We start from the raw sequence: 24,046 nt of genomic DNA on the forward strand, positions 1-24,046 counted from the left end.
CACGTGAGAATGTTGATTCTGATGGTATATCTTGATTTTAGCAAATCCACATATCTTTCTCAGATTTGGCATCGTTTTTAGTAGATTCTATCAAAAGACTTGTCGTAGGGTAATTATAGACAACTTTGGCTACAAACGCTCTGCCAATTGCATACCTCTCCTTGAGTTTACGACCTATGCATTGACTGTCTACCCACCACATATGTCTTTCTATCTGAACTATCTCCAGGATTGTAACTAACTGCTTTTGTTTCTTGGTTATTGAATCGGTAAGTATTTCTTCCAACTCTGGGAACAGTACCCGTTGTATATTTCCTGCTAACCATGATATACTCTCTAATAACATTATGTTCTCCTTTTAATCTATTATATTTAGGTGTTATATTATAGCACAAAGAGAACTAAAAAAGGTTTAGTTTAGGAGTTTTGCAAAAGGCTCTAATTTCAAGTTTAAATGAAATAGCATGCGTAGATGAAGAAATAGGAGGTGTAATAATTACGAGAGTGGTAAAACCAGCAGGTATAGCCGAAAGAGTTTTAGAAAAACTTGGCATACAAATTCTTGAAGTGTTAGGCTCTGTTTGTGCGAATAGTTTTTAAGTAAATCAACATAGAATGTTGATTATAAAGGCTTTATGGGGACACCTCGAACTCTACAATCTGGAACTTCCGCTCAAAGATGGATTACTCATCACGTGGTATCCCAGGCAGTTGGCAGATAAAGGCGGTCGTTGACTTTGATGGCGATGGCAAGGCCGACCTGCTCTGGCAGGACATCACCTCTGGCGACGTTGCCATGTGGCTGATGGATGGGGTTAAGATAGTTGGCGGCGGTCTTGTGAGTCACGGGATGCCCAACGTCTGGCATATCATCTCCGTGGCTGATTACGACGGCAACGGCAAGGCCGACATCTTCTGGAAGAACACCGGCAATGGCGACGTGTATGCGTGGTTCATGGACGGCGTGTCTATATCCGACAAGGGTTACGTTGTGATAGGTATGCCCCCGGAATGGCAGGCTAAATAGTGGCAGGCTAAGTAAGTGACTAAGTAAAGAAAGGCAACAATCGGGGGGAGGGTTATACCTCCTCCTGACGCTCCAGGGGGTGAGCCACCCCTCCCCTTGCGGGGGAGGTCTGAGGAGGGCCAAGAGCGTCCTATAGCGACAAGAAGCGGAGCCGCCCTCCTTCTTTTCTTCTGTTGTTATAGCTACTTATACTCTTCTGCTTAAAGGATAAGGCTGTAGATTGTACTACCCGCTCCCGTTGGTTGCTAAACCTACGTTGAGTAACCCAATGTTAGTGTTTGAATACGCGCTGGGCGGTGAAGGCCATTGTTACCTGTGGATTTGCCTCGTTGCAGGCCATAATGGACTCGAAGTCCCTGTCTGAGCCACCTGCATGGACGATTGCCCTGACGCCCTGCCGGATACCCACATCCACACCATCACGAAACGGGAAAAAGGCATCCGATATCATCGTAGAGCCAATCAGGCCGGCCTTGTCCCGTGCCGTTTCGGCCTCCAGCTCATCAAGCCCCTCACGACTGCGCTTACCCGCCTCAACCTCAAGGACGTAATCGTTGTAACCGATCCCGTACCTCTTAAAGCAGAGCGCATCCTTGTACTTGGCATAAGCCTTAAAGACGGCAATTTCGGCCACCCCAACGCGGTCCTGCTCACCCGTACCAATGCCCACGGTGACGCCGTCCTTGACGTAGATGACGGAATTGGACGTTACACCCATCTCCACGTGCCAACCAAAGAGCATGTCCTCGTATTCGGCCTCGGTAGGCTCACGCTCTATGACGTATCGGGTGCCCTTGTACGTGGCACTGGCAAGCGTAAAGTCCTCCTTTGAGCGTATTCGGTTGAGTTGTGATTGCTGGATTATCAGCCCTCCGTCGTTTAATGACTTGAAGTCAACGAATCTTAAGTCCCTGTACCTGGCAAGGTCATCTATGCGTTTGAGGCGGATTATGCGCAGGTTCTTGCGTGTGGCCAGGATATCAACCGTCTCCGGCTCAAACTCCGGAGCTGCCACCACCTCCAGGTAATTGGTTGCAATCAACCCTGCCGTATCCTTGTCCAGCGGACGATTGAGGGCCAGACAACCTCCAAAGGCCGCTATACGATCGGCCATGTTGGCACGATCATAGGCCTCTGCAATGGTCGCACCATAGGCAACGGCGCAGGGGTTGTTGTGTTTCATGATGGCGGCGGCGGGTCTGTTCATCAGGTACTTCAGTATATTGAGGGCGTTGTCAAGATCGGTGAAGTTTGTCTTGCCCGGGTGCTTGCCTGCCTGTAGCATCTCTTCTTCGCTGATGGCGCTTACCAGGCCGTTGCCAGGGCTGATGTACTGGCAGCCGGCGATGCTCAGATTGCCGCTGACAAGGCCGTAGAGTGCGGCCTGCTGGTCGGGATTTTCTCCGTAGCGAAGTCCCTTTTCTATTAATTCGCCGCTCTTGTCATCCGGTATCTTCCAGGTGCGCTTTTGGTACTTCAGTTGAGTTTCACCAATGGTTATAGTCAACTCAGGTGGAAAATCATCATCCATGATCGTCCTGTACATCCGTTTAATGTCAGTCATGCGTGTACCCCCGTTTCGTATTTATTTCGTTTTAACAACATTGCCCCCACTTTCAACCCCAGGTGTCTGGCCACGACATCGCACTTTGCCTGGAAGAGGAAGAATATGTCCTTGTCGTTGCCACAAAGGGTTTCGTAGTTGCCCTGTCCCTTGCTTATGATAAAACTATGTGTATTAAATCTGGCAAGAAAATCACTGCTGCACAGCGTCGTTATCGTGCCCACGGCATCGGAGCCGTTATCTATGACCTTGCACACGGCATCCAGGCCAACGTCTCCGGCATCCTGCATGGTTACATCGTTTATTACCGGAAACCCCTTGACCACGGCAGTGACATCCTTGCCCATCCCGCCCAGGACCTCGATAAGGAGCTTGTCAAAGACTATCTCCCCGGCATTGTCCAGGAGATAGAGCAACTCGGCCCCCTTGCCGTGATTATCAATTGTGAGGGCCTGCTTAAATGCCTCGTAGTCGTCCACTTCGATCCTGTGCTCAAGCGCCCGCTGGATCGTCCCCTCGATATCGACGTTTGTAAAGATGCCAAAGTCTATGATGTTTCCAGCAATAGCCAGCCTCGTGGCCATCCACAGGGGGTCGTAATGCCCAAAGACCTGCGCCCTGAGCCGGGGATAGAGTTCTAAGGCTATTGCGTTATAGCGTGCCTTGAGTTCCTTGTAGGGGTCCTCGCCGGTGAGTTCCCTTATCATTCTGTAGATAAACGTTGTTGCATATGCCGGGGGTTGGCTGACATCGGCACCCTCCATCTCCTGCAGGACGGCCCTGATCACGTCGAGCTTATTGGCCTCTGCCATGTTCACGTTACCGAGGGTCAGGACGGCCTGCCTGGCAAAGCAGGGGAAACACTCTATCTGTGTCTTCATAGTGACTGCTTTGTGCCCCTGAGATACTCCGCTATTGCAGTGTCGTAGGATGCCGTATGCGCAAAGGCCTTCTCTGCCAGAGCCATACGCATATCGAGGCTTACGAGGCCATTGTTGTGCTTCATCTGTGCTATGATATCGTTGTAGGAGCCGGGGTCAACCACCACAATGACATCCTGAAAGCTCTTGGCCGCTGCCCTGATCATGGCCGGTCCGCCGATGTCTATGTTTTCGATGGCATCCTGCATGGTAACACCTGGACGTTTTATCGTTTCCCGGAAGGGGTACAGGTTTACCACAACCATGTCAATGCGGTTGATGCCATGTCTCTGGATGGTGTCCATATCCGTAGCGTTGTCGCGTCTGGCCAGTATTCCGCCGTAGACCTTTGGATGAAGCGTCTTGACCCTGCCATCCATTATCTCAGGGAAACCTGTGTAGTCGGATACCTCGACCACGTCTATCCCGCTCTGACGCAGGGTCTTGGCTGTCCCACCCGTGGAGAGTATGTTGACCCCCAACGTCCTTAGTTCCCTGGCCAGCTCCACTACGCCGCTCTTGTCCGATACGCTTATGAGTGCGTTCAGCACCTTCGTGTTCTTATTTCCGTCTGATGTCATGTTTTATAGCCTCCTTATAATGTAAAAAACTGTAATGTCTGCGTGAAATTGTATAGAAAATTGTATCCTCTAAAAAAAGCATGGTAAAAGGTTTCGCAGAAGGGGGTCAAGGGTGTTAATTATCACAAGAAGATACATATTTTAGTCATTTATTATCAATAAGAAGATACACTAAAAGATGTCTGAACCACGATTTAACGGTCTGGCGACTGTAAGGAGCGATTTGATTATCGGGGATTATCAGGATTTTGTTAAAAAGGTCTTATCCCTTTTTCCTGTAAATCCTCTAATCTGCCCTGCGACCGTAGGAAGCAAAGTAATCAATCCCTGGTTCAGACAATCCCCGTGTTTACTTAAATATGACATTGTCAAACTATATACACCGTATGGATTTCAGTGCTCCGACAAGTTCCTCCACCTGATGTTCCGGTGTCCCCTGGAGCATCATTCGGTTCTTTTTGATCTCTGGCGCAAATATGTTTCTGACCTGCGTGGGGGAGCCATCAACTCCCACATCCCCGGGTGAGACTCCGATATCGGTGTGGTTGAGCTTCTTTATTTCGAGTTTTTTCGCCCGCATCTTGCCTTTAAGAGAGGGCATCCGTGGCTGATTCAACTCCCTGACAACGGTAATCAATGCCGGCAGTGAGACCTCAACTACATCGTAGCCATCATCCATCAATCGGCGCACCGTAATGTTGTCGTTGTTTAAGGAGACAAACTTGCTAACATATGCAACGTGCGGGATGTTTAAGAACTCCGCAATGGCGGGTCCCACCTGGGCAGTATCGCCATCGATGGCCTGTTTGCCACAGATAATCAGGTCGTAGCCTATTTTTTTGATCGCCGCACTGAGGGCACAAGCCGTTGCCCACGTGTCCGAACCGGCAAATACCCTGTCGGTCAACAATACGGCCTCATCCGCACCCATTGCTACGGCATCCCTGAGGGCTGTTTCTGCCTGCGGCGGCCCCATCGTCAGTACAGCTACCGAAGCATCCTCCATTTCTTTTATGGCGAGGGCTGCCTCAATGGCGTGCAGGTCGTAGGGGTTAATTATACTTGGTACGCCGTCGCGGATGAGGGTATTGGTCCGGGGGTTTATCCTGACCTCGGCGGCATCTGGCACCTGCTTTATACATGCAACGATCTTCATTTCTTGCTACCCTGTCTGGTTGATTCTTTTATGAGGTTTTGACATATGACGTTTCTCTGGATTTGGTTAGTGCCCTCATATATCTGTAATATCTTTGCATCACGCATCATTTTTTCAACGGGATAGTCCCGCATGTAGCCCGAACCACCCATTACCTGAAGAGCGTCGGTGGTAACCTTCATAGCCATATCTGTGGCAAAGGTCTTTGCCATGGCCGAGTCCTTTGTGATGTCCTTGGCGCCGCTGTCCATGTATCGTGCAACGCTGTAGACGAGCGCCCTGGCTGCCTCTATGGAGATAGCCATATCGGCAAGCATGTGCTGGATAGCCTGAAAGCTGATTATAGGCTTTTCAAACTGCACCCTGTTTCGGGCAAAGTTGACGGCTTCCTCAAGTGCCCCTTGCGCTACGCCAACACCTTGGGCGCCAACCCCAACCCTCGACTGGTCAAGCGTCTTCATGGCCACAATAAAGCCCATCCCCTCTCGGCTGATGAGGTTTTCCTTTGGCAGGCGACAGTTGTTAAAGACCAGTTCGCAGGTGACAGAGGCACGTATACCCATCTTTTTTTCCTTCTTGCCGTAGGTAAAGCCTTCCATGCCATCCTCAACTACAAAGGCAGAGGCCCCGCGTGCCCCCTTTGACCTGTCCGTCATGGCAATGATCGTGTATATTCCGGCTACCGAGCCGTTGGTGATCCACTGTTTGGTGCCGTTTAATATATAGTCGTCGCCATCTTTTACGGCGGTTGTCTGTATACCTGCGGCATCCGATCCGGCATTGGCCTCCGTCAGGCCAAAGGCTACGAGTTTTCTGCCTGAGGCGATATCGGGCAGGTATTTTTCTTTCTGCTGCTGTGTGCCAAACAAGAGCAGGGGAAAGGTGCCAAGGGCATTGGCCGCATAGCTGGTGGAGACACCCAGACATGCCCGGCTGAGTTCCTCTACCGCTATGCACAACTCCATGGCCCCCTTGCCCAACCCCCCAAACTCCTCAGGGATAATCAGTCCACACAGGTCAGACTGCGCAAGAACCTTGATTATTTCATGGGGGAACTCCTCCCTCTCATCCAGCTCCGCCCTGACTGGTACAACCTTACTTTCTGCGATCTGACGGACAAGGTCCTTGACCATCTGCTGTTCTTCGTTAAAAAAATAATCCATATAAAAAAAACCTCCCTTTTATATAGGGAATATTAACATTTAACACTTGAATTTTGCAAACATCCAAGAAAGGTATCCTCTTAAAAAAGTATGGTAAAATGGTGTCAAGGGGACTTTTTCGCACCCGCCCCTGCCACAAACCGCCCCTTTCTTCTCTCCTCTTCTTTATTCTTTTCTATGGGTTTGCCATTTTTTTGAGTTCTTTGAGGCGGGTGACTTCACCGAGGGCGATGAGGGTGTCCCCGGGCATTATGAATGTGTTGTGCGTGGGATTGAATGTCATTTTCCCGCCCTGACGCTTTATGGCAACGATTATTATACGCAGATTCCTGCCTATCCCCGAGTCGCTTATCACGCGGTCTGCCAACTCCGAACCCTCCGCCACAATGACCTCCTCCATCTGCAACTCGATGTTGCCGCTCATGGTGGCAAACTCCAGGAAATCCACAACGGCAGGCTTTAAGATCGTGTGGGCAATCTTCAAACCACCGATGTGATATGGGGCAATGACCCTGTCCGCACCTGCCCTGAGGAGCTTCTTTTCACTGCTATCCTCGGCAGCACGAGCCACGATCTTTATCGTGGGATTCAGGACACGGGCACTGAGTACCACAAACAGGTTCTGGGCATCCGAGGACAACACAGACACCAACCCCCTGGCCCTGTCTATGCCGGCCTCATTGAGTATTTCATCGAGGGTGGCATCGCCGTTGATAAACAGCATCTCCTCCTTCATGCGCTCATCCTCCTCTGACTGGTCTATCACAACAAAGGGGATACCGTTGGCCTTAAGTTCCTTGCAGATAATCCTGCCCATTCTGCCATAACCGCAAATTATGTAGTGGTCTTTTATTTCCTGTATGCGTTTTTTCAATTTCCTCCTCCCAAGCACCTCCTGCAACTCACCCTCCAGGAGCACCCTCAATCCCACGTTTACCGAATAGGCAAGAAGGCCAACACCAAAGAAAATAAGCACTATCGTAAACCCCCTGCCATGTGCAGACAACGGATGTACCTCCTGAAAACCAATCGTTGCAAGCGTTATGATTACCATATAGAAGGCGTCAAACGTGCTCCATCCCTCAATTAAAACAAACCCCAACGTACCCAGGCACAGGATCAACACTATCAACACCAGCGACAATATCATCCGACCTCTGAGGTCGCTTGTACTAAACAATAAGTCCTCTTACCATCTTGATGAACCTGTCCCTGTGGGTACCTGCCCAAAACACCTTGCCGCACATATAGCACCTGGTAAACTCATCGTTGGTGTAGTAGACGTACTGAGGCACCTCGTTTACGATGTCTGTTTTTTCAACCCTGCAAAGGCCCCCGTTACACGACGTGCACCTGCCTTGCGCTGTAAGAGACAGGCCCCCGGCAAAACTCCGGCTTAACTCCCGCAACTGACTACCCGTATCGTTGGCCCTCAACAGGACATAATTGGCCAGGTGATGCTCATTAACAAGCGCCCTGTCCCTTGTCAACAGACACCTGCCCTCAGCCCTGGCCAACCTGACCAGTTCGCTGTCCTTTATATCTCTCATGTAGAGCGTATCGATGCCGAGCATTCTCAGCCATCGTGCAAGTCTTCCAAGCATGGCGTCGGCTATGAAGCGTTGTTGACAGGCGTTGCTCACGTTAAAAGGGGAATACCCTCCCCCGGCCCCCTCCCATAAAGGAGGGGTATTCTGTTGGGAGGGCAATAGCTCTATCTGTTACTATATCTGTGTTTTGCTGCGTGTTGAACAATGCCTCATGTCAGACGCCGGCTTCTTCTTGCACAGGTGGTTGTTCCTGCTGTTCAGGGTCAGACTCATGTTGGTCAGGGGTTAAGTCAAGTGCCGGCATCTGCTCTGGAGTGTAGTAGTTTTCACGTCTTACGTGGGTGTTTTTAAACCTCTCCATGCCTGTGCCGCATGGGATGATCTTGCCCATGATGACGTTTTCCTTAAGCCCCTTGAGGTCGTCAACAAGCCCCGCCAGTGCGGCATCGGTCAATACACGTGTTGTCTCCTGGAAGGAGGCCGCCGAAACCCAACTGTATGTGGTCAACGATGCCTTGGTGATGCCCAACAGAAGCGGTTTGCCTATTGCCGGCCTGCCACCATTGGCCATGACAAGGGCGTTGTGCTCCTGGAACTGAATCCTGTCTACCTGTTCACCGATCATCAGTTCCGTATTGCCTGCGTCCTCGATCCTGACCTTTCTCATCATCTGCCTGATAATGATCTCTATGTGCTTGTCGTTGATGGCAACACCCTGCAGACGATAGACCTTCTGCACTTCGTCAACGAGGTAGCGCTGAAGCTCCGTTGGCCCCAGGATGTCGAGGATATCGTGGGGGTTGACGGCACCATCCATCAGTGCCTCACCGGCCCGTACCCAGTCGCCCTCGTGTACGGTTACGTGTTTGCCCTTGGGGACGGTGTATTCTTTTACCACATCGCCGCCCTTGACCTTCACCACCCTGGAACCCTTCAGCGTGGAAACAAACTCTACCACACCATCGATTTCGGAGACAAGGGTTGGTTCTTTGGGTTTTCTGGCCTCAAACAGCTCCGCCACACGTGGCAGACCGCCCGTGATGTCCTTTGTCTTTATGGTCTCACGCGGTATCTTGGCCAGGATGTCACCGGGGGCAACTATGTCATTGCGCTCCACGAGCACGTTGGCCCCCGCAGGTAACATGTACCGGGCAGGGATGTGGCTCGATGGCAACTTCAGGGTTGATTTGCCGTGTTCGTCCTTTATCGATATTCTGGGTCTGAGGTTGAGATGTGGCGGGAAGTCCACGATCAACTTATGTGACAGACCCGTGATTTCGTCAAGCTGCTCCTTGACCGATACGCCATCTTCTATGTCACCCCATGCCACCCTGCCACCTACTTCCGTAAGGATTGGGGTTGAGTATGGGTCCCACTCGGCTATCTTCTGGCCTACGACGACCTTGTCGCCCTCCTTGACCAGGAGCTTGGCCCCATAGACGAGGTTGTGCTTTTCCCTCTCACGACCATTGTCATCGACAACGGCCAGGAAGGCATTACGGTTCATGACAACCAGCAAGCCCTCACGGTTGGTGACGTAGTTGAGATCGACAAACTTTATGTTACCGCCGTGCTTGGAGGCAAGGACTGCCTGCTCGATGATCTTTGTAGCCGCCCCACCGATGTGAAACGTCCTCATGGTCAACTGCGTGCCAGGCTCTCCGATGGACTGGGCGGCTATGATACCCACGGCCTCGCCCATTTCGATCTTGTCGTTTCTGGCAAGGTCTCTGCCATAGCAGTTGGCGCAGATGCCAAAGCGCGTCTGGCAGGTCAGCACGGAACGTATCTTTACCCTGTCAACGCCGGCGTCAACTATCTTGTTGACGTTTTCGTCGTTGAGTTCCGTGTCCTTGAGCATGATGACTTCACCGGTGAGGGGGTCTTTTATGTCCTCTGCCGTGAGTCGTCCCATGAGACGTTCCTCAAGGGGCTGGATGATCTCTCCACCTTCGATGAGGGCCGTGATGAGTATACCGTCATCCGTGCCGCAGTCAACCTCGGTGATAATCACGTCCTGGGCAACATCGACGAGTCTCCTGGTCAGATACCCGGAGTTGGCCGTCTTGAGGGCCGTATCGGCAAGCCCCTTGCGTGCCCCGTGTGTTGAGGTAAAGTACTGAAGCGGAGAGAGGCCCTCACGGAAGTTCGCCGTTATTGGGGTTTCGATGATCTCACCGGAGGGCTTTGCCATCAATCCCCTCATGCCGGCCAACTGTCTTATCTGGGCAGCCGAACCCCTTGCTCCGGAGTCGGCCATCATAAAGACGCTGTTAAAGGCACGACTCTTTTCTATGTCTTCGGGGGTGAGGTCTTTGCCATCTTCGGCACCGAGTTCGGCCATCATGACCTCGGCCACCTTTTCCGTGACGTTTGCCCAGATGTCTATGACCTTGTTGTAGCGTTCACCGTTGGTTATTAGGCCGTCGGCATACTGTTTGTAGACCTCCATGACCTCTTTTTCGGCCTCTTTGAGGATTTCGGCCTTCTTGGAAGGGATGTGCATGTCCGATATACAGATGGATATGCCCGAACGTGTGGCAAACTCAAACCCCATACGCTTGAGGTTGTCGAGGAACTCCACGGTCTTGCGTCTGCCGGCGTACTTGTGGGAGTAGTCGATAACCTTCTGTATTTCTTTCTTGGTGAGCAGCCTGTTTACCTCTGTAAACGGCACATTCTTTGGCACCACCTCATAGAACAAGACCCTGCCAACGGTGGTGTTTACGTGTTGGCCATTGAGGAGCACCTTTATCTTTGTGTGTTCGAGTACCTTTTTGTTGTCGTATGCGATGCGCACCTCATCCATGGATGAAAACACCTTGCCCTCGCCTATAAGGCCTTCTTTTTCCTTGGTCAGGTAGTACAGGCCAAGGACCATGTCCTGTGTGGGCAGCACGATAGGCTTTCCACTTGCGGGTGAGAGGAGATTGTTGATGGACATCATCAGCACGCGTGCCTCCACCTGTGCCTCTATTGACAGAGGTATGTGTACGGCCATCTGGTCGCCATCAAAGTCGGCGTTGTATGCGGTACAAACCAGGGGGTGCAGTTTGATGGCCTTGCCCTCGATGAGCATGGGGTCAAAGGCCTGGATGCCCAGACGGTGCAGCGTTGGGGCACGGTTTAACAACACCGGATGCTCCTTGATGACCTCCTCGAGGGCATCCCAGACCTCGGGGCGCTCCATTTCGACAAACTTCTTTGCCTGTTTGATGGTTGTGACGTAGCCTTTTTCCTCGAGCTTGTTAAAGATAAACGGCTTAAACAGTTCAAGGGCCATCTGTTTTGGTATACCGCACTGGTGCAGCTTCAGTTCCGGCCCGACCACGATGACGGAACGCCCGGAGTAGTCCACACGTTTGCCCAGGAGGTTTTGTCTGAAGCGACCCTGTTTTCCCTTGATCATGTCGCTGAGGGATTTGAGCGAACGCTTTGTGGAGCTTTTGGGTACCTTGGCACCCTTGGTATTGTCAAAGAGGGCGTCGATGGCCTCCTGGAGCATCCTCTTTTCGTTTTTGATGATAACGCTTGGGGCCTTCAGCTCAAGCAGACGTCTGAGTCTGTTGTTGCGGTTGATGACCCTGCGGTAGAGGTCGTTAAGATCGGAGGTGGCAAAGCGTCCTCCCTGCAACGGTACCAGGGGACGGAGGTCGGGGGGCAGCACGGGGATAACGTCGAGGATCATCCACTCGGGCTTGTTACCGGAGAACTTGAATGCCTCAACGATCTTGAGCCTTTTGGTCAGTTTCTTTTTGATCCCGATAGAGTTGGCCTCGTTTATGCGTGTTTTGAGATCGACGCTGAGGGTTTCAACATCAACCTTGCGCAGAAGTTCCCTGATGGCCTCGGCCCCCATGCCGGCCTTAAACCTGGTGCCGAACTCGTTGGTATACTTTTTGTATTCTTCGTCGCTGAGTATCTGTCTTTCTTTCAGCGTGGTGTCCTGTGGGTCAATGACCACGTAACTCTCAAAGTAGAGGACTTTTTCGAGGTTTTTCATGGTCATATCCAGGAGCATTCCGATTCTGCTTGGGACGCCCTTGAGGAACCAGATGTGTGCCACGGGGGTGCACAGTTCTATGTGTGCGAGGCGCTCACGTCTGACCTTGGATTGAATGACCTCTACGCCGCACTTGTCACAGACCACGCCGCGATGTTTCATGCGTTTGTACTTGCCGCAGATGCACTCCCAGTCCTTGACGGGGCCAAAAATCTTTGCGCAGAACAGGCCATCCTTTTCAGGTTTGAAGGTACGGTAGTTGATAGTTTCGGGTTTTTTGACTTCGCCAAACGACCACTCACGGATTTTATCCGGAGATGCCAGGCGTATGCGTATGGCCTCAAAGTCCTTTGGATTTCTGGGCTTCTGATATAGACTGTAGATGTTTTCGGGTGTTTTATCTTGCAGTTCTTTTGAGCCGAGCGGACCCTTTCTTTCCAAGAGTTCTACGTCGAGGCAAAGGCTCTGCAGCTCCTTTATCAGGACGTGGAAGGACTCGGGCACACCGGGTTCGAGTGTGGCATCGCCCTTGACGATAGCCTCGTACATCTTTGCTCTGCCGGAGACGTCATCGCTCTTGACGGTGAGGAACTCCTGAAGGGAGTATGAAGCGCCATAGGCCTCAAGTGCCCACACCTCCATCTCACCCAGGCGCTGACCACCAAACTGTGCCTTGCCTCCCAGGGGTTGCTGTGTCACCAGGGAGTAGGGACCGATGGAGCGTGCATGGAGCTTGTCCTCGACCAGGTGATGCAGTTTGAGCATGTACATGTATCCTACGGTGACGGGTCGTTCAAATGGTTCACCGGTTCTGCCATCATAGAGGATGGTCTGTCCGTTTTCGTTCATGCCGGCCCTTGTAAGCATTTCGCGCAGTTCGGTCTCCTGCACGCCCTCAAAGACGGGGGCTGCCACGTGGAATCCCAGGGCCTTTGCCGCCCATCCCAGGTGTGTTTCAAGTATCTGACCGACGTTCATACGTGATGGCACGCCCAAGGGGTTTAACACGATATCCAGGGGGGTACCGTCGGGCAGGTATGGCATGTCTTCCCAGGGGATGACCATTGCCACGACACCCTTGTTACCGTGTCGGCCGGCCATCTTGTCGCCAACCTGTATTTTGCGCTTCATGGCAATGTAGACCTTGATCAGTTTGTTGACACCGGGGGGCAGTTCGTCGCCCTTTTTGAGGCGCTCTATGCGTTCGTCGTACTTTAACTGTAGTTGTCTGATGTACTCCCTGGTGGTCTTGACAAAGTCGTCTATACGCATCAGAACTGTCTCTTCCTCTATCTTGATGCGACCGATCATCTTTTCTGTGATAACCTCCAGGGCGTCGCCTTCCAGGACGGTGCCGGCGTCATAGAGCAACTCTTTCGTCTTTGGGTCTTTGAGGTCTTCGGCAAGGGTCTTGCCGTTGAGTTCTTCTCTTATCTTGTTGTTTAGTTCTCGTGCTACGATGCGGGTTTCTTCTTCGAAGTCGCGTTGTAGTTTTCTGATTTCGTCGTCTTCGAGGCTTTTTGCCCTGTTGTCTTTTTTGATGCCCTTTCGCGTAAAGACCTTTACGTTGACCACGGTGCCCTTGACACCCGGGGGGACGTAGAGGCAGCTTTCCTTGACCTCTTCGGCCTTTTCGCCGAATATGGCACGCAGTAGTTTTTCTTCGGGGGTTAACTGTGTTTCGCCCTTTGGTGTGATCTTGCCCACGAGTATATCGCCCGGCTGGACTTCGGCACCGACATAGATGACGCCACTGTCATCGAGGTCGGACAGTGCATCTTCGCCAACGTTTGGGATATCTCGTGTGATCTCCTCCGGGCCGAGCTTGGTGTCTCTGGCCTCTACCTCAAATTCCTCTATGTGTATGGATGTAAAGACGTCATCCTTGACGAGTCGTTCGTTGAGTAGTATGGCGTCTTCGAAGTTGTATCCGCCCCAGGGCATAAAGGCTACCAGGACGTTGCGTCCCAGGGCCAGCTCACCGGACTCGGTTGAGGAGCCATCACTGATGACATCACCGGCCTCCACAACGTCCCCCACTGTGACCAGTGGGCGTTGATTTATGCAGGTAGCCTGATTGGAACGGGCAAACTTTACCAGGTTATATATATCCACGCCGCAGTCGTTGGTTCTTACGACTATGCGGTTAGCATCAATGCTTTCGACGGCACCGGAGCGTTTTGCGATTTTAATGGCGCCGGAGTCTCGTGCTGCGGCAAACTCCATGCCAGTGCCCACGATTGGGGCTTCGGTCTGGATCAGAGGCACGGCCTGTCTCTGCATATTGGAGCCCATCAGAGCCCTGTTGGCGTCATCGTTTTCCAGAAACGGGATCAGCGAAGCCGATACACCTACGATCTGCTTGGGAGAGACGTCCATGTACTGGATGTCATCGCGGACGAATATTTTTATATCTCCGCCCAGTCTGGCCGATATGGCGTCTCCTGCGAGGTAGCCGTTTTCGTCGATCCTGGATGTTGCCTCAGCTATGACGTACTTTTCTCCTTCGATTGCAGAGAGATAGTGGATTTCGTCTGAGACCTTGCCGGCATCGACCTTTCTGTATGGGGCTTCCATGAAGCCGTACTCGTTGACCCTGGCATAGGTGGCCAGGGAGGTGATGAGTCCGATGTTTGGGCCTTCGGGGGTTTCTATGGGGCATATTCTGCCATAGTGGGTGGGGTGTACGTCACGCACCTCAAAGCCCACACGTTCTCTGGTCAGACCGCCGGGGCCGAGGGCTGAGAGCCTGCGCTTGTGTGTGATCTCCGACAGGGGGTTGGTCTGGTCCATGAACTGGCTCAACTGACTGGAACCGAAGAACTCCTTGACTGCCGCCATGACGGGTTTTGCGTTGATTATGTCGTGGGGCATCAGGTCGTTTATTTCGGTTATCATCATTTTTTCTTTTATGGCACGTTCCATTCTCACCAAACCGATTCGGAACTGGTTTTCGAGGAGTTCGCCGACACTTCTGACCCTTCGGTTTCCGAGGTGGTCGATGTCGTCCACCTCACCCTGTCCGGTGCGCAGAGCCAGGAGGTACTTTATAATTTCTATGAGGTCTGAGGCGGTCAGGACGGTTTTGTCCATTGCCTCGTTGAGTCCCAGTCTTTTGTTGACCTTCAGGCGGCCTACGGGTGAGAGGTCGTAGCGTCGTTCGTCAAAGAACAGGCCGTCAAAGAGCACCCTGGCTGCCTCGATAGTTGGTGGTTCGCCGGGGCGGAGTTTTTTGTATATCTCCAGGAGGGCATCTTCCTTGGTGGATATCTTGTCCATCAGGAGGGTGTCCCGCAGCGATGACAGGTACTTGACGTTATCGATGAAGAGCAGGCCGAGTTTACTGATTCTCATCAGGAGTATCTTTTCAAAGACCACTTCGGAAATCAGTTCGTTTCCCTCGACGATGATTTCGCCGGTTTCGGGGTCTACGATGTCGTGGAGGCTGATGCGGTTGACGATTTCTTCTCTGGGGATGGGGATTTCATCCACTCCGGCCTTCAGCAGACGATTTAGGGCAGCCTTGGTTATTTTGACTCCCTCCTTGACGATGATTTCTTTGGTTTTTTGGTCGGTGATAGGCGTATTTGTCTTTGTGCCGGTGAGGATTGGGGAGACCTTGCGTGTGAGCTTGTCTCTGTCGTGTATGGTGATTTCCTCTACGGGATAAAATATCTTAAGGAGGTCTTCGTTGGAGTACCCCAGTGCCTTGAGGACGATAGTAGCAGGCAGTTTTTTGCGTCTGTCTATTCTGACGTAGAGGATGTCCTTTGAATCGAATTCGAAGTCCAGCCACGACCCCCTTGATGGTATTACGCGGGCCGTGTAGAGCAGTCTGCCGCTTGTGTGTGTTTTTGTCTTGTCGGTATTAAAGAATACTCCCGGGGAGCGATGCAACTGGCTAACGATGACGCGCTCGATACCGTTTATGATAAAGGAGCCTGTTTCGCTCATCAGTGGGATTTCGCCGATATAGACCTCTTCTTCTCTTGATTCTCTGAGTTTCTTTTTTCCGTCTTCACTGGCATTCCACAGGTTGAGTTTTACTTTTATCTTGATGGGTGCCGAGTAAGTCAGTCCCTTATCGATGCACTCACGCTCACGGTACTTGGACTCCAGCATGTTGTATCCCATGTACTCGATGGAGGCCATTTCGTTGTAGTCGATTATCGGGAATACGCTACGGAAGGCCCCCTCCAGACCGACGTTTTTACGTTTATCCACGGGGGAGTCTGCCTGCAAAAAGAGCGCATAAGACTGTCTCTGTATTTCAATTAAATAGGGTATCTCTCCTTTCCTTTTAACCTTACCAAGATTGATCCTCTCTCTTAATGCCCTTGCCATGTTACTCCTTACAGTCGTATATAAATTGTCTAAGTCCCCCTTTGTTGGAGACCGCTAAGTCTCCTTTGCGTGGAGACCGCCTTTCATGGTTGTTAAGGACATGTGTGGTTGCTATTTTATATCTACCTTGGCTCCCTGTTCTTCGAGTTTAGCCTTGATGTTTTCGGCTTCTTCTTTGGACACGCCGGTTTTGACTTCTTTTGGGGCACCATCGACGAGTTCTTTGGCTTCTTTGAGGCCGAGTCCGGTCAGCTCTCTGACCACCTTGATGACCTGGATTTTCTTGTCACCTATGGCGGAGAGGATGGCGTCGAAGCTGGTTTTTTCTTCTACCGGTGCTGCCTCTGCCGCTGCCTGTGGCATGGCGGCCATTGCCACGGGTGCTGCTGCCGAAACACCGTATCTCTCCTCAAATGCCTTGATAAATTCTGACATCTGCAGGATCGTCATGTTGTCGAAGTACTGAAATATCTGTTCCCTTGATAGTTCGCTCATTGTGTTGCCTCCTTGTATTTGGCTTGTTTGATTTATTTATCTTGTTTAAATCTCTGACAGAATCAGACTGTTGCCGTTTTTTTACTGTGTTTGTTCTCCGGCTTCTTTTTCCTTTTTTTCCTTGAGAGCGTTGAGTGCGTGTCCTATGCGGCTGACCGTTGCACCCAACAGGCGAGCCATTTGACTTGTTGGTGCCTGGAAGCATCCGGCGATTTGGGACAGCAGCACCTCTTTTGGTGGCAGGTCTGCAATGGTTTTCATCTCCTTGGCATCGAACAGACGCCCCTCCACGCACCCGTAGAGCACCTGGAGTTTGTCGTTGGTCTTGGAGAACTCGAACACCTTTTTGGCCGTCAGGGATGCGTCGTCATACCCTATAGTCATCCCTATGGGGCCGGTCAGCACGTCTTTGATCACGGCCAGGGGGGTATCCGTTGCGGCTATCTTGGCTAGGGTGTTTTTGACCACTTTGTACTCCAGATTGGATTGCCTAAACAGCACTCTCATGGCAGCCATTTCGGCATTGGTCATTCCCTTGTAGTTGGTCAGGACGACGGCCCTGGACTTCAGGAATCGCTCTTTAAGGCTTGCTACAATGTCTTCTTTGCCCTTCTTGTTCATTTTCATCGTGTTGTTGTCTCCATTGTGGTTGTTATTTTGCACCTGTTACAGACATTGGCTGTCTCTTGCGATATTGAGGCAGGTTCCTACACCATGGAAAGAGTGGATACCTGTGAGGGGCATTGCTTTGACTTTAGTTTTGCTTAACATTATGCGTTGATATCACACCGGTCATAGCTATTGGGGCTGTTGCCGGAGGGATATGTCACAATCTTTCAAGTTTCGATTTCAAGTCTCAGCAGGCCGACCTCTGGTCGTTTACTCTATCGCTGTACCTGCAGTCTGCGACTGTCACGTCTTGGTCAGACTTCACATTACGGATTCGTTTATCAGTTCGTTATACCCTCGTTACCGTTACAGAGCTGATATCGATTCTGAGACCTGGTCCCATGGTGGAGGAGAGGGTCAGTTTTTTGAGATACCTGCCTTTGCTTGCGGATGGTTTAGCCCTTATGATGGAGTCTATGGCTGTTTTGGCGTTATCGATCAGTTTTTCTGCGGGGAACGATAATTTTCCTATACGCATGTGTACGATGCCGGCCTTTTCCACCTTGTAATCGACCTTGCCGGCCTTGATTTCGTTGATGGCCTTTGTTATGTCAAAGGTCACGGTACCGGTTTTTGGGTTAGGCATCAGGCCGCGGGGGCCGAGTATCTTACCGAGTTTTCCGACCATACCCATGAGGTCCGGGGTTGCGACGGCCTTATCGAAGTCGAGCCATCCCTTTTGTATCTTTTCGACCAGGTCTTCTGCCCCGATGAAGTCGGCGCCTGCGTCGCGGGCCTCTTTTTCTTTTTCGCCCTTTGCAAAGACCAGCACTCTGACTATTTTACCGGTGCCATGAGGCAGGACTACGAAACCTCGTACCATCTGGTCTGATTTTCTTGGGTCTACGCCCAGGTTTACGGCTATATCCACCGTTTCGTCGAACTTCACAAAGTGTTTCTCCTGCAGCACCTGTATGGCCTCTTGCAGGGAGTACTCCTTTGCCCTGGCAGCGTCCACACCGGCCTTGTCCATTCGCTCTTTTGCTTTTGTTTCCAGGTCGGCCTTTACTGCCTCATATTTTTTGCCCATCACCGTCTCCTTCTCGTTGTATCTGTGTGTGTGATTAATTAACTATGTCTATGCCCATACTTCTTGCCGTTCCGCTGATTATGCCCATGGCGTGTTCTACGTCGTAGGCGTTGAGGTCCGGCATTTTTTCCTGTGCTATATCTCTGAGCTGTGCCTGTGTGATCTGCCCTACCTTGTCTTTGTTTGGCACGTTGGAGCCTTTTATTACGCCTGCTGTCTTTTTCAAGAGCTGGGAGGCCGGGGGGGTTTTCAGGATAAAGGTAAAGCTGCGGTCCTTGTAGATCGTTATAACTACTGGCACAATGGTATCGCCCATAGGCTGGGTCTTGGCGTTAAACTGTTTGCAGAACTCCATGATGTTTATACCGTGGGGGCCGAGGGCAGGGCCGATTGGTGGTGCAGGGTTTGCTTTACCCGCCGTTATCTGTATTTTTACTACCGTTGTTATTTCTTTTTTTGCCACGAACGTCTCCTTGCAATCTAATGTCTTTATTATCTCTTATCGTTACTCTGTATATGGGGTGTTATTTTCCTGCCGATAACGGGTTTATACTTTTTCCACCTGATAGAAGCTTAATTCCACGGGGGTTTGTCTGCCAAAGATACTCACCATGACCTTTAATCGTCCGTGGTCGATATCGACCTCATCGACGTAGCCGTTGAAGTTGGAGAAGGGGCCGTCGGTTATGCGGAGGTTTTCGCCTTTTTCGAACTGCATTTTTACTTCTTGTCCGAGGCTTTTTTCCTGTTGTTGCAGGATCAGGTCCATTTCTTCTTCGGGCAGGGACACCGGAGACATGCCACCGACAAAGCCCGTCACACGTGGTACGTTGTTTACCAGGTGCCACGTCTCATCGTCAAGTTCCATTTCCACCATTATGTAGCCGGGATAGAATTTTTTATCGCTTTCTTTCTTTTTACCACGTTTCAGTTCTACCACTCGTTCTGTGGGGATCAGTATTCTGCCTATTCTGTGTCCTATGCCTTGTTTTTGCACCTTGTCTTCGATTCCGAGTTTGACTTTTTCTTCATAGCCCGAATACGTGTGCACCACATACCATTTTTTTTCCGTTGTCATATCTATCGTCTCTACTTGATCAGCTTACTCACCAGCTTGGACAACCCCAGGTCTACAAAACCCAGAAACATCGAAACTACAAATGAAAATATCACCACCACCCAAGTTGAACCTATCAGCTCCTCTTTACTTGGATAGACTACTTTTTTCGATTCAAGCGTTACTTCTTTTAAAAATGCCTTTATTTTTTCAACCATGCTACACCCTTCGTCTTCACTATATATATTTCTCCTGATATTACGGAATCACTACATGTTTCTCTGGCATCATCTGTTGCTAATTGCCTCAGCCAACCTCGCCTCAGCCAACCTCACCATGTCCATCTTTGGTCCACCGCTTTGGCCGACCGTTGGCAGGCCAGGAGGGATTTGAACCCCCATCACTCGGATTTGGAGTCCGACGCTCTGCCGTTAGAGCTACTGGCCTATATTACACTTGCTTATATGCTACTGTACAACCAGCAAATTTGTCAAGCCCACAACTTACCCTTGAAGGCGCTTCATGTTGCCTTTACCAAGGGGTGGGTTAGGCTTTTGTCTCCTTGTGCTCAGTGTGCTTACGGTCGTACCTGCAGAATTTTTTCAGGGTCAGCTTTCCCGTTGTATTTTTCTTGTTTTTTCGTGTTGAGTAATTCTTACGTTTGCACACGCTGCACTGAAGCAATATGATATCTCTCATTTAACACCTACTCCAATATTTCCGTAACGACTCCGGCCCCTACGGTTCTGCCGCCTTCTCTTATGGCAAATCGCAGTCCATTCTCCATGGCTATTGGAGATATCAGCTCTACCGCCACATTTATATTATCGCCGGGCATGATCATCTCGACGCCTTCAGGCAGCTCTACGACGCCGGTGACGTCCGTTGTCCTGAAGTAGAACTGTGGTCTGTAACCCTTAAAGAACGGGGTATGGCGTCCGCCCTCTTCCTTTGTCAGCACGTAGGCCTCTGCCCTGAACTTCGTGTGAGGCGTTATGCTACCTGGTTTGGCCAACACCTGGCCCCTTTCGACCTCGTCCTTGCCAACACCGCGCAAAAGCGTTCCTATGTTATCACCGGCTCGTCCCTCATCGAGGAGCTTTCTGAACATCTCCACTCCGGTGACGACCGACTTTCTGGTTGCACTTATGCCGACGATCTCTATTTCTTCACCGACCTTGACTATGCCGCGCTCAACCCTGCCAGTGACGACCGTGCCACGTCCGCTGATGGAGAACACGTCTTCGATGGGCATCAGAAACGGCTTATCCAGTGCCCTCTGTGGTTCGGGTATGTAGGCGTCCACTGCGTCCATCAGGTCGTGGATGCACTTGTACTCGGCTGCGGCGTTATCGGTGCTGGCACTCTCAAGCGCCTTGAGGCCGCTGCCCTTGACTATGGGGATATCGTCGCCGGGAAACTGATACTTACTGAGCAACTCTCTGACCTCAAGCTCGACCAGGTCTAAGAGTTCGGGGTCGTCCACCATATCGACCTTGTTCATAAACACCACTATATATGGCACACCCACCTGTCTGGCCAACAGGATGTGTTCCCTCGTCTGAGGCATCGGGCCATCAGCCGCACTCACCACAAGGATGGCACCATCCATCTGAGCCGCTCCGGTTATCATATTTTTGACGTAGTCGGCGTGTCCGGGGCAATCGACGTGTGCGTAGTGTCGTTTACCTGTTTCGTACTCCACGTGTGCCGTGGCTATTGTAATACCCCTGGCTTTTTCTTCAGGGGCGTTGTCTATCTGGTCGTATGCCGTAAATTTGGCCTGGCCCTTGATTGCGAGCACCTTGGTTATTGCTGCCGTCAGTGTTGTCTTGCCATGGTCCACGTGTCCAATCGTGCCTATGTTCACGTGCGGTTTTGTTCTTTCAAACTTGGCCTTTGCCATCTAAAAAAAACCTCCTTTGTATTAATAAGGATCACTCCTTACAGTAGCTGGGGTGGAGCCCATGACCGGAATTGAACCGGTGACCTCATCCTTACCAAGGATGTGCTCTGCCGACTGAGCTACATGGGCACTGTGTCCATCTCTTGCTCTCTGTCCCTACCTGTAGAACTCGTCCGGGACTGTGTACTAAGCGGGAAACGGGATTCGAACCCGCGACCCTCAGCTTGGAAGGCTGACGCTCTACCACTGAGCTACTCCCGCGCCACACCGGGCACACCGTTTTCCCGGGGTACACCGCTCTACGCCCCGAAATTAAGTGGAGAGGGGAGGATTCGAACCTCCGTAGGCTGAGCCAACGGGTTTACAGCCCGTCCCCTTTGGCCACTCGGGTACCTCTCCTGATAGTACAGCGCCATCATCAATGAACGTTGCCGTATCATCACATGAAAGTTAATTATATTATGGATCGTATGCGGTTGTCAACAGTTTTTTTTGAGGTCTGAGATTTTATGCTAATTACCATACTTAAGCTATGCTTTTGCGTAACATGAATGAGTTAAATAAAAAAAACCGTGAACAAAAATGGTTCCTTATCTGCAAGAGCCACTTTTAAGCATCCTGGATTCCTGGCTTGACCACATATGCGTCAACTTTTTGCTGTTATGATTTACCAACGGCAGCCATGGTTTCGATGTTTTTGCGCAGCCACAGCAGGAGTACCATGCCCGGGATGGCGGTCAGGGCGGTTATCAGAAAGAAGTTGGCCCACCCTACGGCCTCAACAACTATCCCCGATGTGGGGGCAACCAGTATCCTCCCCATTGCGGCCAGGGACGACAACAACGCATACTGGGTGGCGCTGTAACGCTGATGACACAACGTCATAAGAAATGCCACAAACGAGGCCGTACCCATCCCGCCGGTGAGATTTTCAACGGCCACGGTTACAATCAACATAGCGTAGCTCTTGCCGGTGTAGGCCAAGGTCATAAACAAGAGGTTTGACACCCCCTGCAGTATCCCAAACAGCAGTAACGACCTGAACAGCCCAAGTCTGATCATCAGCGTGCCGCCAAACATGGCCCCGACAACCGTGGAGACCAACCCCAGGCCCTTGTTGATGGTACCCACGTCGGTTGCCGAAAACCCCATGCCCTTTAACAGAAATGCGGTGCTGAGTGAGCCAGCGTAGGCATCGCTTAACTTGTACATGACGATAAACAGCAGTATCTTTATGGCCGAGTCCCTGGTGAAGTAGTCTTTTAATGGTCCCCACACTGCTTCCTGGAGGTTCTGGGGCGGTTTCACGGCGTTCTGTGGCTCCGGGGCAAAGATGACCGCGATTATCCCTGCTGCCATCACTGCTGCCATCAACAGATAGGTTGCCCGCCAGCCGATGTGGTCTGAGATTACCAGAGCCAATGCCCCGGAGGTCAACATCGCTATGCGATAGCCGGTGATAAAGACGCCTGTCCCCAGGCCACGCTCCTGCGGGTGCAGGATATCGGTTCTGTAGGCATCTGCGACTATGTCCAGGGAGGCCGATGCCGCAGTTACCACCAGGGCAACCACTGCCATTAACACCGGACTGCTGCGCGGGGATATCACGGCCATCAGTGCGATACTCAGCATCAGTGCAATCTGCATCAGGAGCATCCACCCCCGACGTCTGCCCAAGTAGGGTGGCACTAGGTGGTCCATCAGCGGAGACCACAGAAACTTAACCGTGTAGGGCAGTCCGACAAGCGCAAACAACCCAATCGTGCGGATGTCCACCCCGCAGCTTGTCATCAGCGCCTGGAGCGTGCTGCCGGTGAGCGCCAGGGGCAGCCCCGATGCAAACCCTATCGGCAACAGCATCGCTATCCGTCGGCTACCCAGCACGCTAGCGTAAGATGGTGATTTCATTCTGTGTTTCTCAGGGGGGCTATTCTAAATTTGCTATAAACACAGTAGTCCTGCTTTTGCAACAGTCAGATTATGAGTAATTGAATTTTGCTTATAATATCGCGGGTAACCTCTTCTGGAAGTCTGCAGATATAATCTGCGTGCCGTGCCTGCCAGTCAAGGCTTTTTATTTGATCTGCCAACACCGCTCCTTTGACAACCTCTGTACCACTGATGACCACCTCAAAAGGGTACCCCTTTGTCTGGTTTGTAATGGGACAGAATAACGCTAACTCGGCTTTCTCATTATATACCTTTGGAGATATGACGAACGCCGGACGCCGTCCAGCCTGCTCATGACCAAGCCTTGGATCAAATGAAAGCCACACACAATCCCCACGGTCAGGGATGTAATTGCCTTTTACCATATCTCCTTTCCCACAGGATACCCACCGTCTGACTCCTCGTGTCGGTTGTCTTGCGTTATGTTGCTTACAAGTTCCTCAAGGGTATAACGATTATGCACTGGCGTAAGGGTGATCTTGCCGTCACGCTCTGTTATCTCCAACTGAGTACCATTGGATATGTTAAGGCTCTTTGCTATTACTCCCGGAATCCTTACACCCAAACTGTTTCCCCATTTTTGGATAGTTGTAAACATCTATGCCTCCTGTTTTATACAGTGTGCAGATAT

21 protein-coding genes, 4 tRNA genes and 2 pseudogenes are annotated in these 24,046 nt (G+C 51.2%); 2 read left to right on the plus strand and 25 right to left on the minus strand.

The window, feature by feature from the left end:
- Positions 1-37: 37 nt before the first annotated feature.
- Positions 38-346: a hypothetical protein gene (locus Mcas_RS13675; protein WP_040335986.1), complete on the minus strand. Its 309-nt coding sequence runs from the start codon at positions 344-346 to the stop codon at positions 38-40.
- An 80-nt stretch (positions 347-426) separates the two neighbouring features.
- Between Mcas_RS13675 and Mcas_RS18335 the strand changes: the two genes are divergently transcribed.
- Together Mcas_RS18335 and Mcas_RS13680 are read left to right on the plus strand one after the other, a co-directional pair.
- Positions 427-600 carry a hypothetical protein gene (locus Mcas_RS18335; RefSeq protein WP_156033386.1) on the plus strand — a complete coding sequence of 58 codons (174 nt, stop codon included), beginning with the start codon at positions 427-429 and terminating at the stop codon, positions 598-600.
- Positions 601-679: 79 nt separating this feature from the next.
- The gene (locus Mcas_RS13680) at positions 680-1,027 is read left to right on the plus strand and encodes an FG-GAP repeat domain-containing protein (protein ID WP_040336118.1); all 348 of its coding nucleotides are present in this window, start codon (positions 680-682) and stop codon (positions 1,025-1,027) included.
- A 271-nt stretch (positions 1,028-1,298) separates the two neighbouring features.
- Here the strand turns inward: Mcas_RS13680 and Mcas_RS13685 are convergent, their stop codons facing one another.
- The 24 genes and pseudogenes from Mcas_RS13685 to Mcas_RS13800 form a co-directional block, all read right to left on the minus strand.
- Complete coding sequence (locus Mcas_RS13685; RefSeq protein WP_040336119.1) at positions 1,299-2,591, minus strand: IMP cyclohydrolase; 1,293 nt, start codon at positions 2,589-2,591, stop codon at positions 1,299-1,301.
- The gene (locus tag Mcas_RS13690) at positions 2,588-3,472 is read right to left on the minus strand and encodes a damage-control phosphatase ARMT1 family protein (protein ID WP_040336120.1); all 885 of its coding nucleotides are present in this window, start codon (positions 3,470-3,472) and stop codon (positions 2,588-2,590) included. The genes Mcas_RS13685 and Mcas_RS13690 overlap by 4 nt, the downstream gene beginning before the upstream one ends.
- A 14-nt stretch (positions 3,473-3,486) precedes the next feature.
- Positions 3,487-4,092 (minus strand): annotated as a pseudogene (gene purH / locus Mcas_RS13695) (bifunctional phosphoribosylaminoimidazolecarboxamide formyltransferase/IMP cyclohydrolase); the annotation flags it as partial.
- A 373-nt stretch (positions 4,093-4,465) separates the two neighbouring features.
- Positions 4,466-5,248 (minus strand): electron transfer flavoprotein subunit beta/FixA family protein, encoded by a 783-nt coding sequence (locus Mcas_RS13700; RefSeq protein ID WP_040336121.1) that lies wholly within the window; start codon positions 5,246-5,248, stop codon positions 4,466-4,468.
- Entirely contained in the window at positions 5,245-6,411 is a 1,167-nt protein-coding gene (locus tag Mcas_RS13705) for an acyl-CoA dehydrogenase family protein (RefSeq protein ID WP_040336122.1), read from the minus strand. Before Mcas_RS13705 ends, Mcas_RS13700 begins: the two co-directional genes overlap by 4 nt.
- Before the next feature lie 175 nt (positions 6,412-6,586).
- Positions 6,587-7,591 carry a potassium channel family protein gene (locus Mcas_RS13710; RefSeq protein WP_081853884.1) on the minus strand — a complete coding sequence of 335 codons (1,005 nt, stop codon included), beginning with the start codon at positions 7,589-7,591 and terminating at the stop codon, positions 6,587-6,589.
- Positions 7,584-8,054, minus strand: a complete 471-nt coding sequence (locus tag Mcas_RS13715; RefSeq protein WP_052567488.1) for a Mut7-C RNAse domain-containing protein — start codon at positions 8,052-8,054, stop codon at positions 7,584-7,586. Before Mcas_RS13715 ends, Mcas_RS13710 begins: the two co-directional genes overlap by 8 nt.
- Positions 8,055-8,175: 121 nt before the next feature.
- On the minus strand, positions 8,176-12,372 hold the full coding sequence (gene rpoC / locus Mcas_RS19330) for a DNA-directed RNA polymerase subunit beta' (protein ID WP_081853885.1): 4,197 nt from the start codon (positions 12,370-12,372) through the stop codon (positions 8,176-8,178).
- A gap of 42 nt (positions 12,373-12,414) precedes the next feature.
- Positions 12,415-16,308: pseudogene (rpoB, locus tag Mcas_RS19335) on the minus strand (DNA-directed RNA polymerase subunit beta); the annotation flags it as partial.
- Between the two features lie 111 nt (positions 16,309-16,419).
- Positions 16,420-16,803, minus strand: coding sequence for a 50S ribosomal protein L7/L12 (gene rplL / locus Mcas_RS13730; protein ID WP_040336123.1), 384 nt, complete (start codon positions 16,801-16,803; stop codon positions 16,420-16,422).
- Positions 16,804-16,884: 81 nt separating this feature from the next.
- Positions 16,885-17,430 carry a 50S ribosomal protein L10 gene (gene rplJ, locus Mcas_RS13735; protein WP_040336124.1) on the minus strand — a complete coding sequence of 182 codons (546 nt, stop codon included), beginning with the start codon at positions 17,428-17,430 and terminating at the stop codon, positions 16,885-16,887.
- A 331-nt stretch (positions 17,431-17,761) separates the two neighbouring features.
- Positions 17,762-18,502: a 50S ribosomal protein L1 gene (gene rplA, locus Mcas_RS13740; protein WP_040336125.1), complete on the minus strand. Its 741-nt coding sequence runs from the start codon at positions 18,500-18,502 to the stop codon at positions 17,762-17,764.
- A 34-nt stretch (positions 18,503-18,536) separates the two neighbouring features.
- Complete coding sequence (rplK, locus tag Mcas_RS13745) at positions 18,537-18,965, minus strand: 50S ribosomal protein L11 (RefSeq protein ID WP_040336126.1); 429 nt, start codon at positions 18,963-18,965, stop codon at positions 18,537-18,539.
- A gap of 84 nt (positions 18,966-19,049) precedes the next feature.
- Complete coding sequence (gene nusG / locus Mcas_RS13750) at positions 19,050-19,580, minus strand: transcription termination/antitermination protein NusG (RefSeq protein ID WP_040336127.1); 531 nt, start codon at positions 19,578-19,580, stop codon at positions 19,050-19,052.
- An 11-nt stretch (positions 19,581-19,591) separates the two neighbouring features.
- On the minus strand, positions 19,592-19,777 hold the full coding sequence (gene secE, locus Mcas_RS13755; RefSeq protein WP_040336128.1) for a preprotein translocase subunit SecE: 186 nt from the start codon (positions 19,775-19,777) through the stop codon (positions 19,592-19,594).
- Positions 19,778-19,930: 153 nt separating this feature from the next.
- Positions 19,931-20,006, minus strand: a tRNA-Trp gene (locus Mcas_RS13760).
- 99 nt (positions 20,007-20,105) lie between these two features.
- Positions 20,106-20,258: a 50S ribosomal protein L33 gene (rpmG, locus tag Mcas_RS13765; protein ID WP_040336129.1), complete on the minus strand. Its 153-nt coding sequence runs from the start codon at positions 20,256-20,258 to the stop codon at positions 20,106-20,108.
- 7 nt (positions 20,259-20,265) lie between these two features.
- On the minus strand, positions 20,266-21,465 hold the full coding sequence (tuf, locus tag Mcas_RS13770; protein ID WP_040336130.1) for an elongation factor Tu: 1,200 nt from the start codon (positions 21,463-21,465) through the stop codon (positions 20,266-20,268).
- 53 nt (positions 21,466-21,518) lie between these two features.
- Positions 21,519-21,594 (minus strand) — tRNA-Thr (locus tag Mcas_RS13775).
- A gap of 60 nt (positions 21,595-21,654) precedes the next feature.
- Positions 21,655-21,726, minus strand: a tRNA-Gly gene (locus Mcas_RS13780).
- A gap of 56 nt (positions 21,727-21,782) precedes the next feature.
- Positions 21,783-21,864, minus strand: a tRNA-Tyr gene (locus Mcas_RS13785).
- Positions 21,865-22,125: 261 nt separating this feature from the next.
- The gene (locus Mcas_RS13790; protein WP_052567489.1) at positions 22,126-23,373 is read right to left on the minus strand and encodes an AmpG family muropeptide MFS transporter; all 1,248 of its coding nucleotides are present in this window, start codon (positions 23,371-23,373) and stop codon (positions 22,126-22,128) included.
- Between the two features lie 65 nt (positions 23,374-23,438).
- Positions 23,439-23,780, minus strand: a complete 342-nt coding sequence (mazF, locus tag Mcas_RS13795; protein ID WP_040336131.1) for an endoribonuclease MazF — start codon at positions 23,778-23,780, stop codon at positions 23,439-23,441.
- Positions 23,774-24,013, minus strand: a complete 240-nt coding sequence (locus Mcas_RS13800; RefSeq protein WP_040336132.1) for an AbrB/MazE/SpoVT family DNA-binding domain-containing protein — start codon at positions 24,011-24,013, stop codon at positions 23,774-23,776. Before Mcas_RS13800 ends, mazF begins: the two co-directional genes overlap by 7 nt.
- Positions 24,014-24,046: the final 33 nt, after the last annotated feature.

The sequence above is a fragment of the Candidatus Magnetobacterium casense genome (assembly GCF_000714715.1).
Taxonomy (GTDB): Bacteria; Nitrospirota; Thermodesulfovibrionia; order Thermodesulfovibrionales; family Magnetobacteriaceae; genus Magnetobacterium; species Magnetobacterium casense.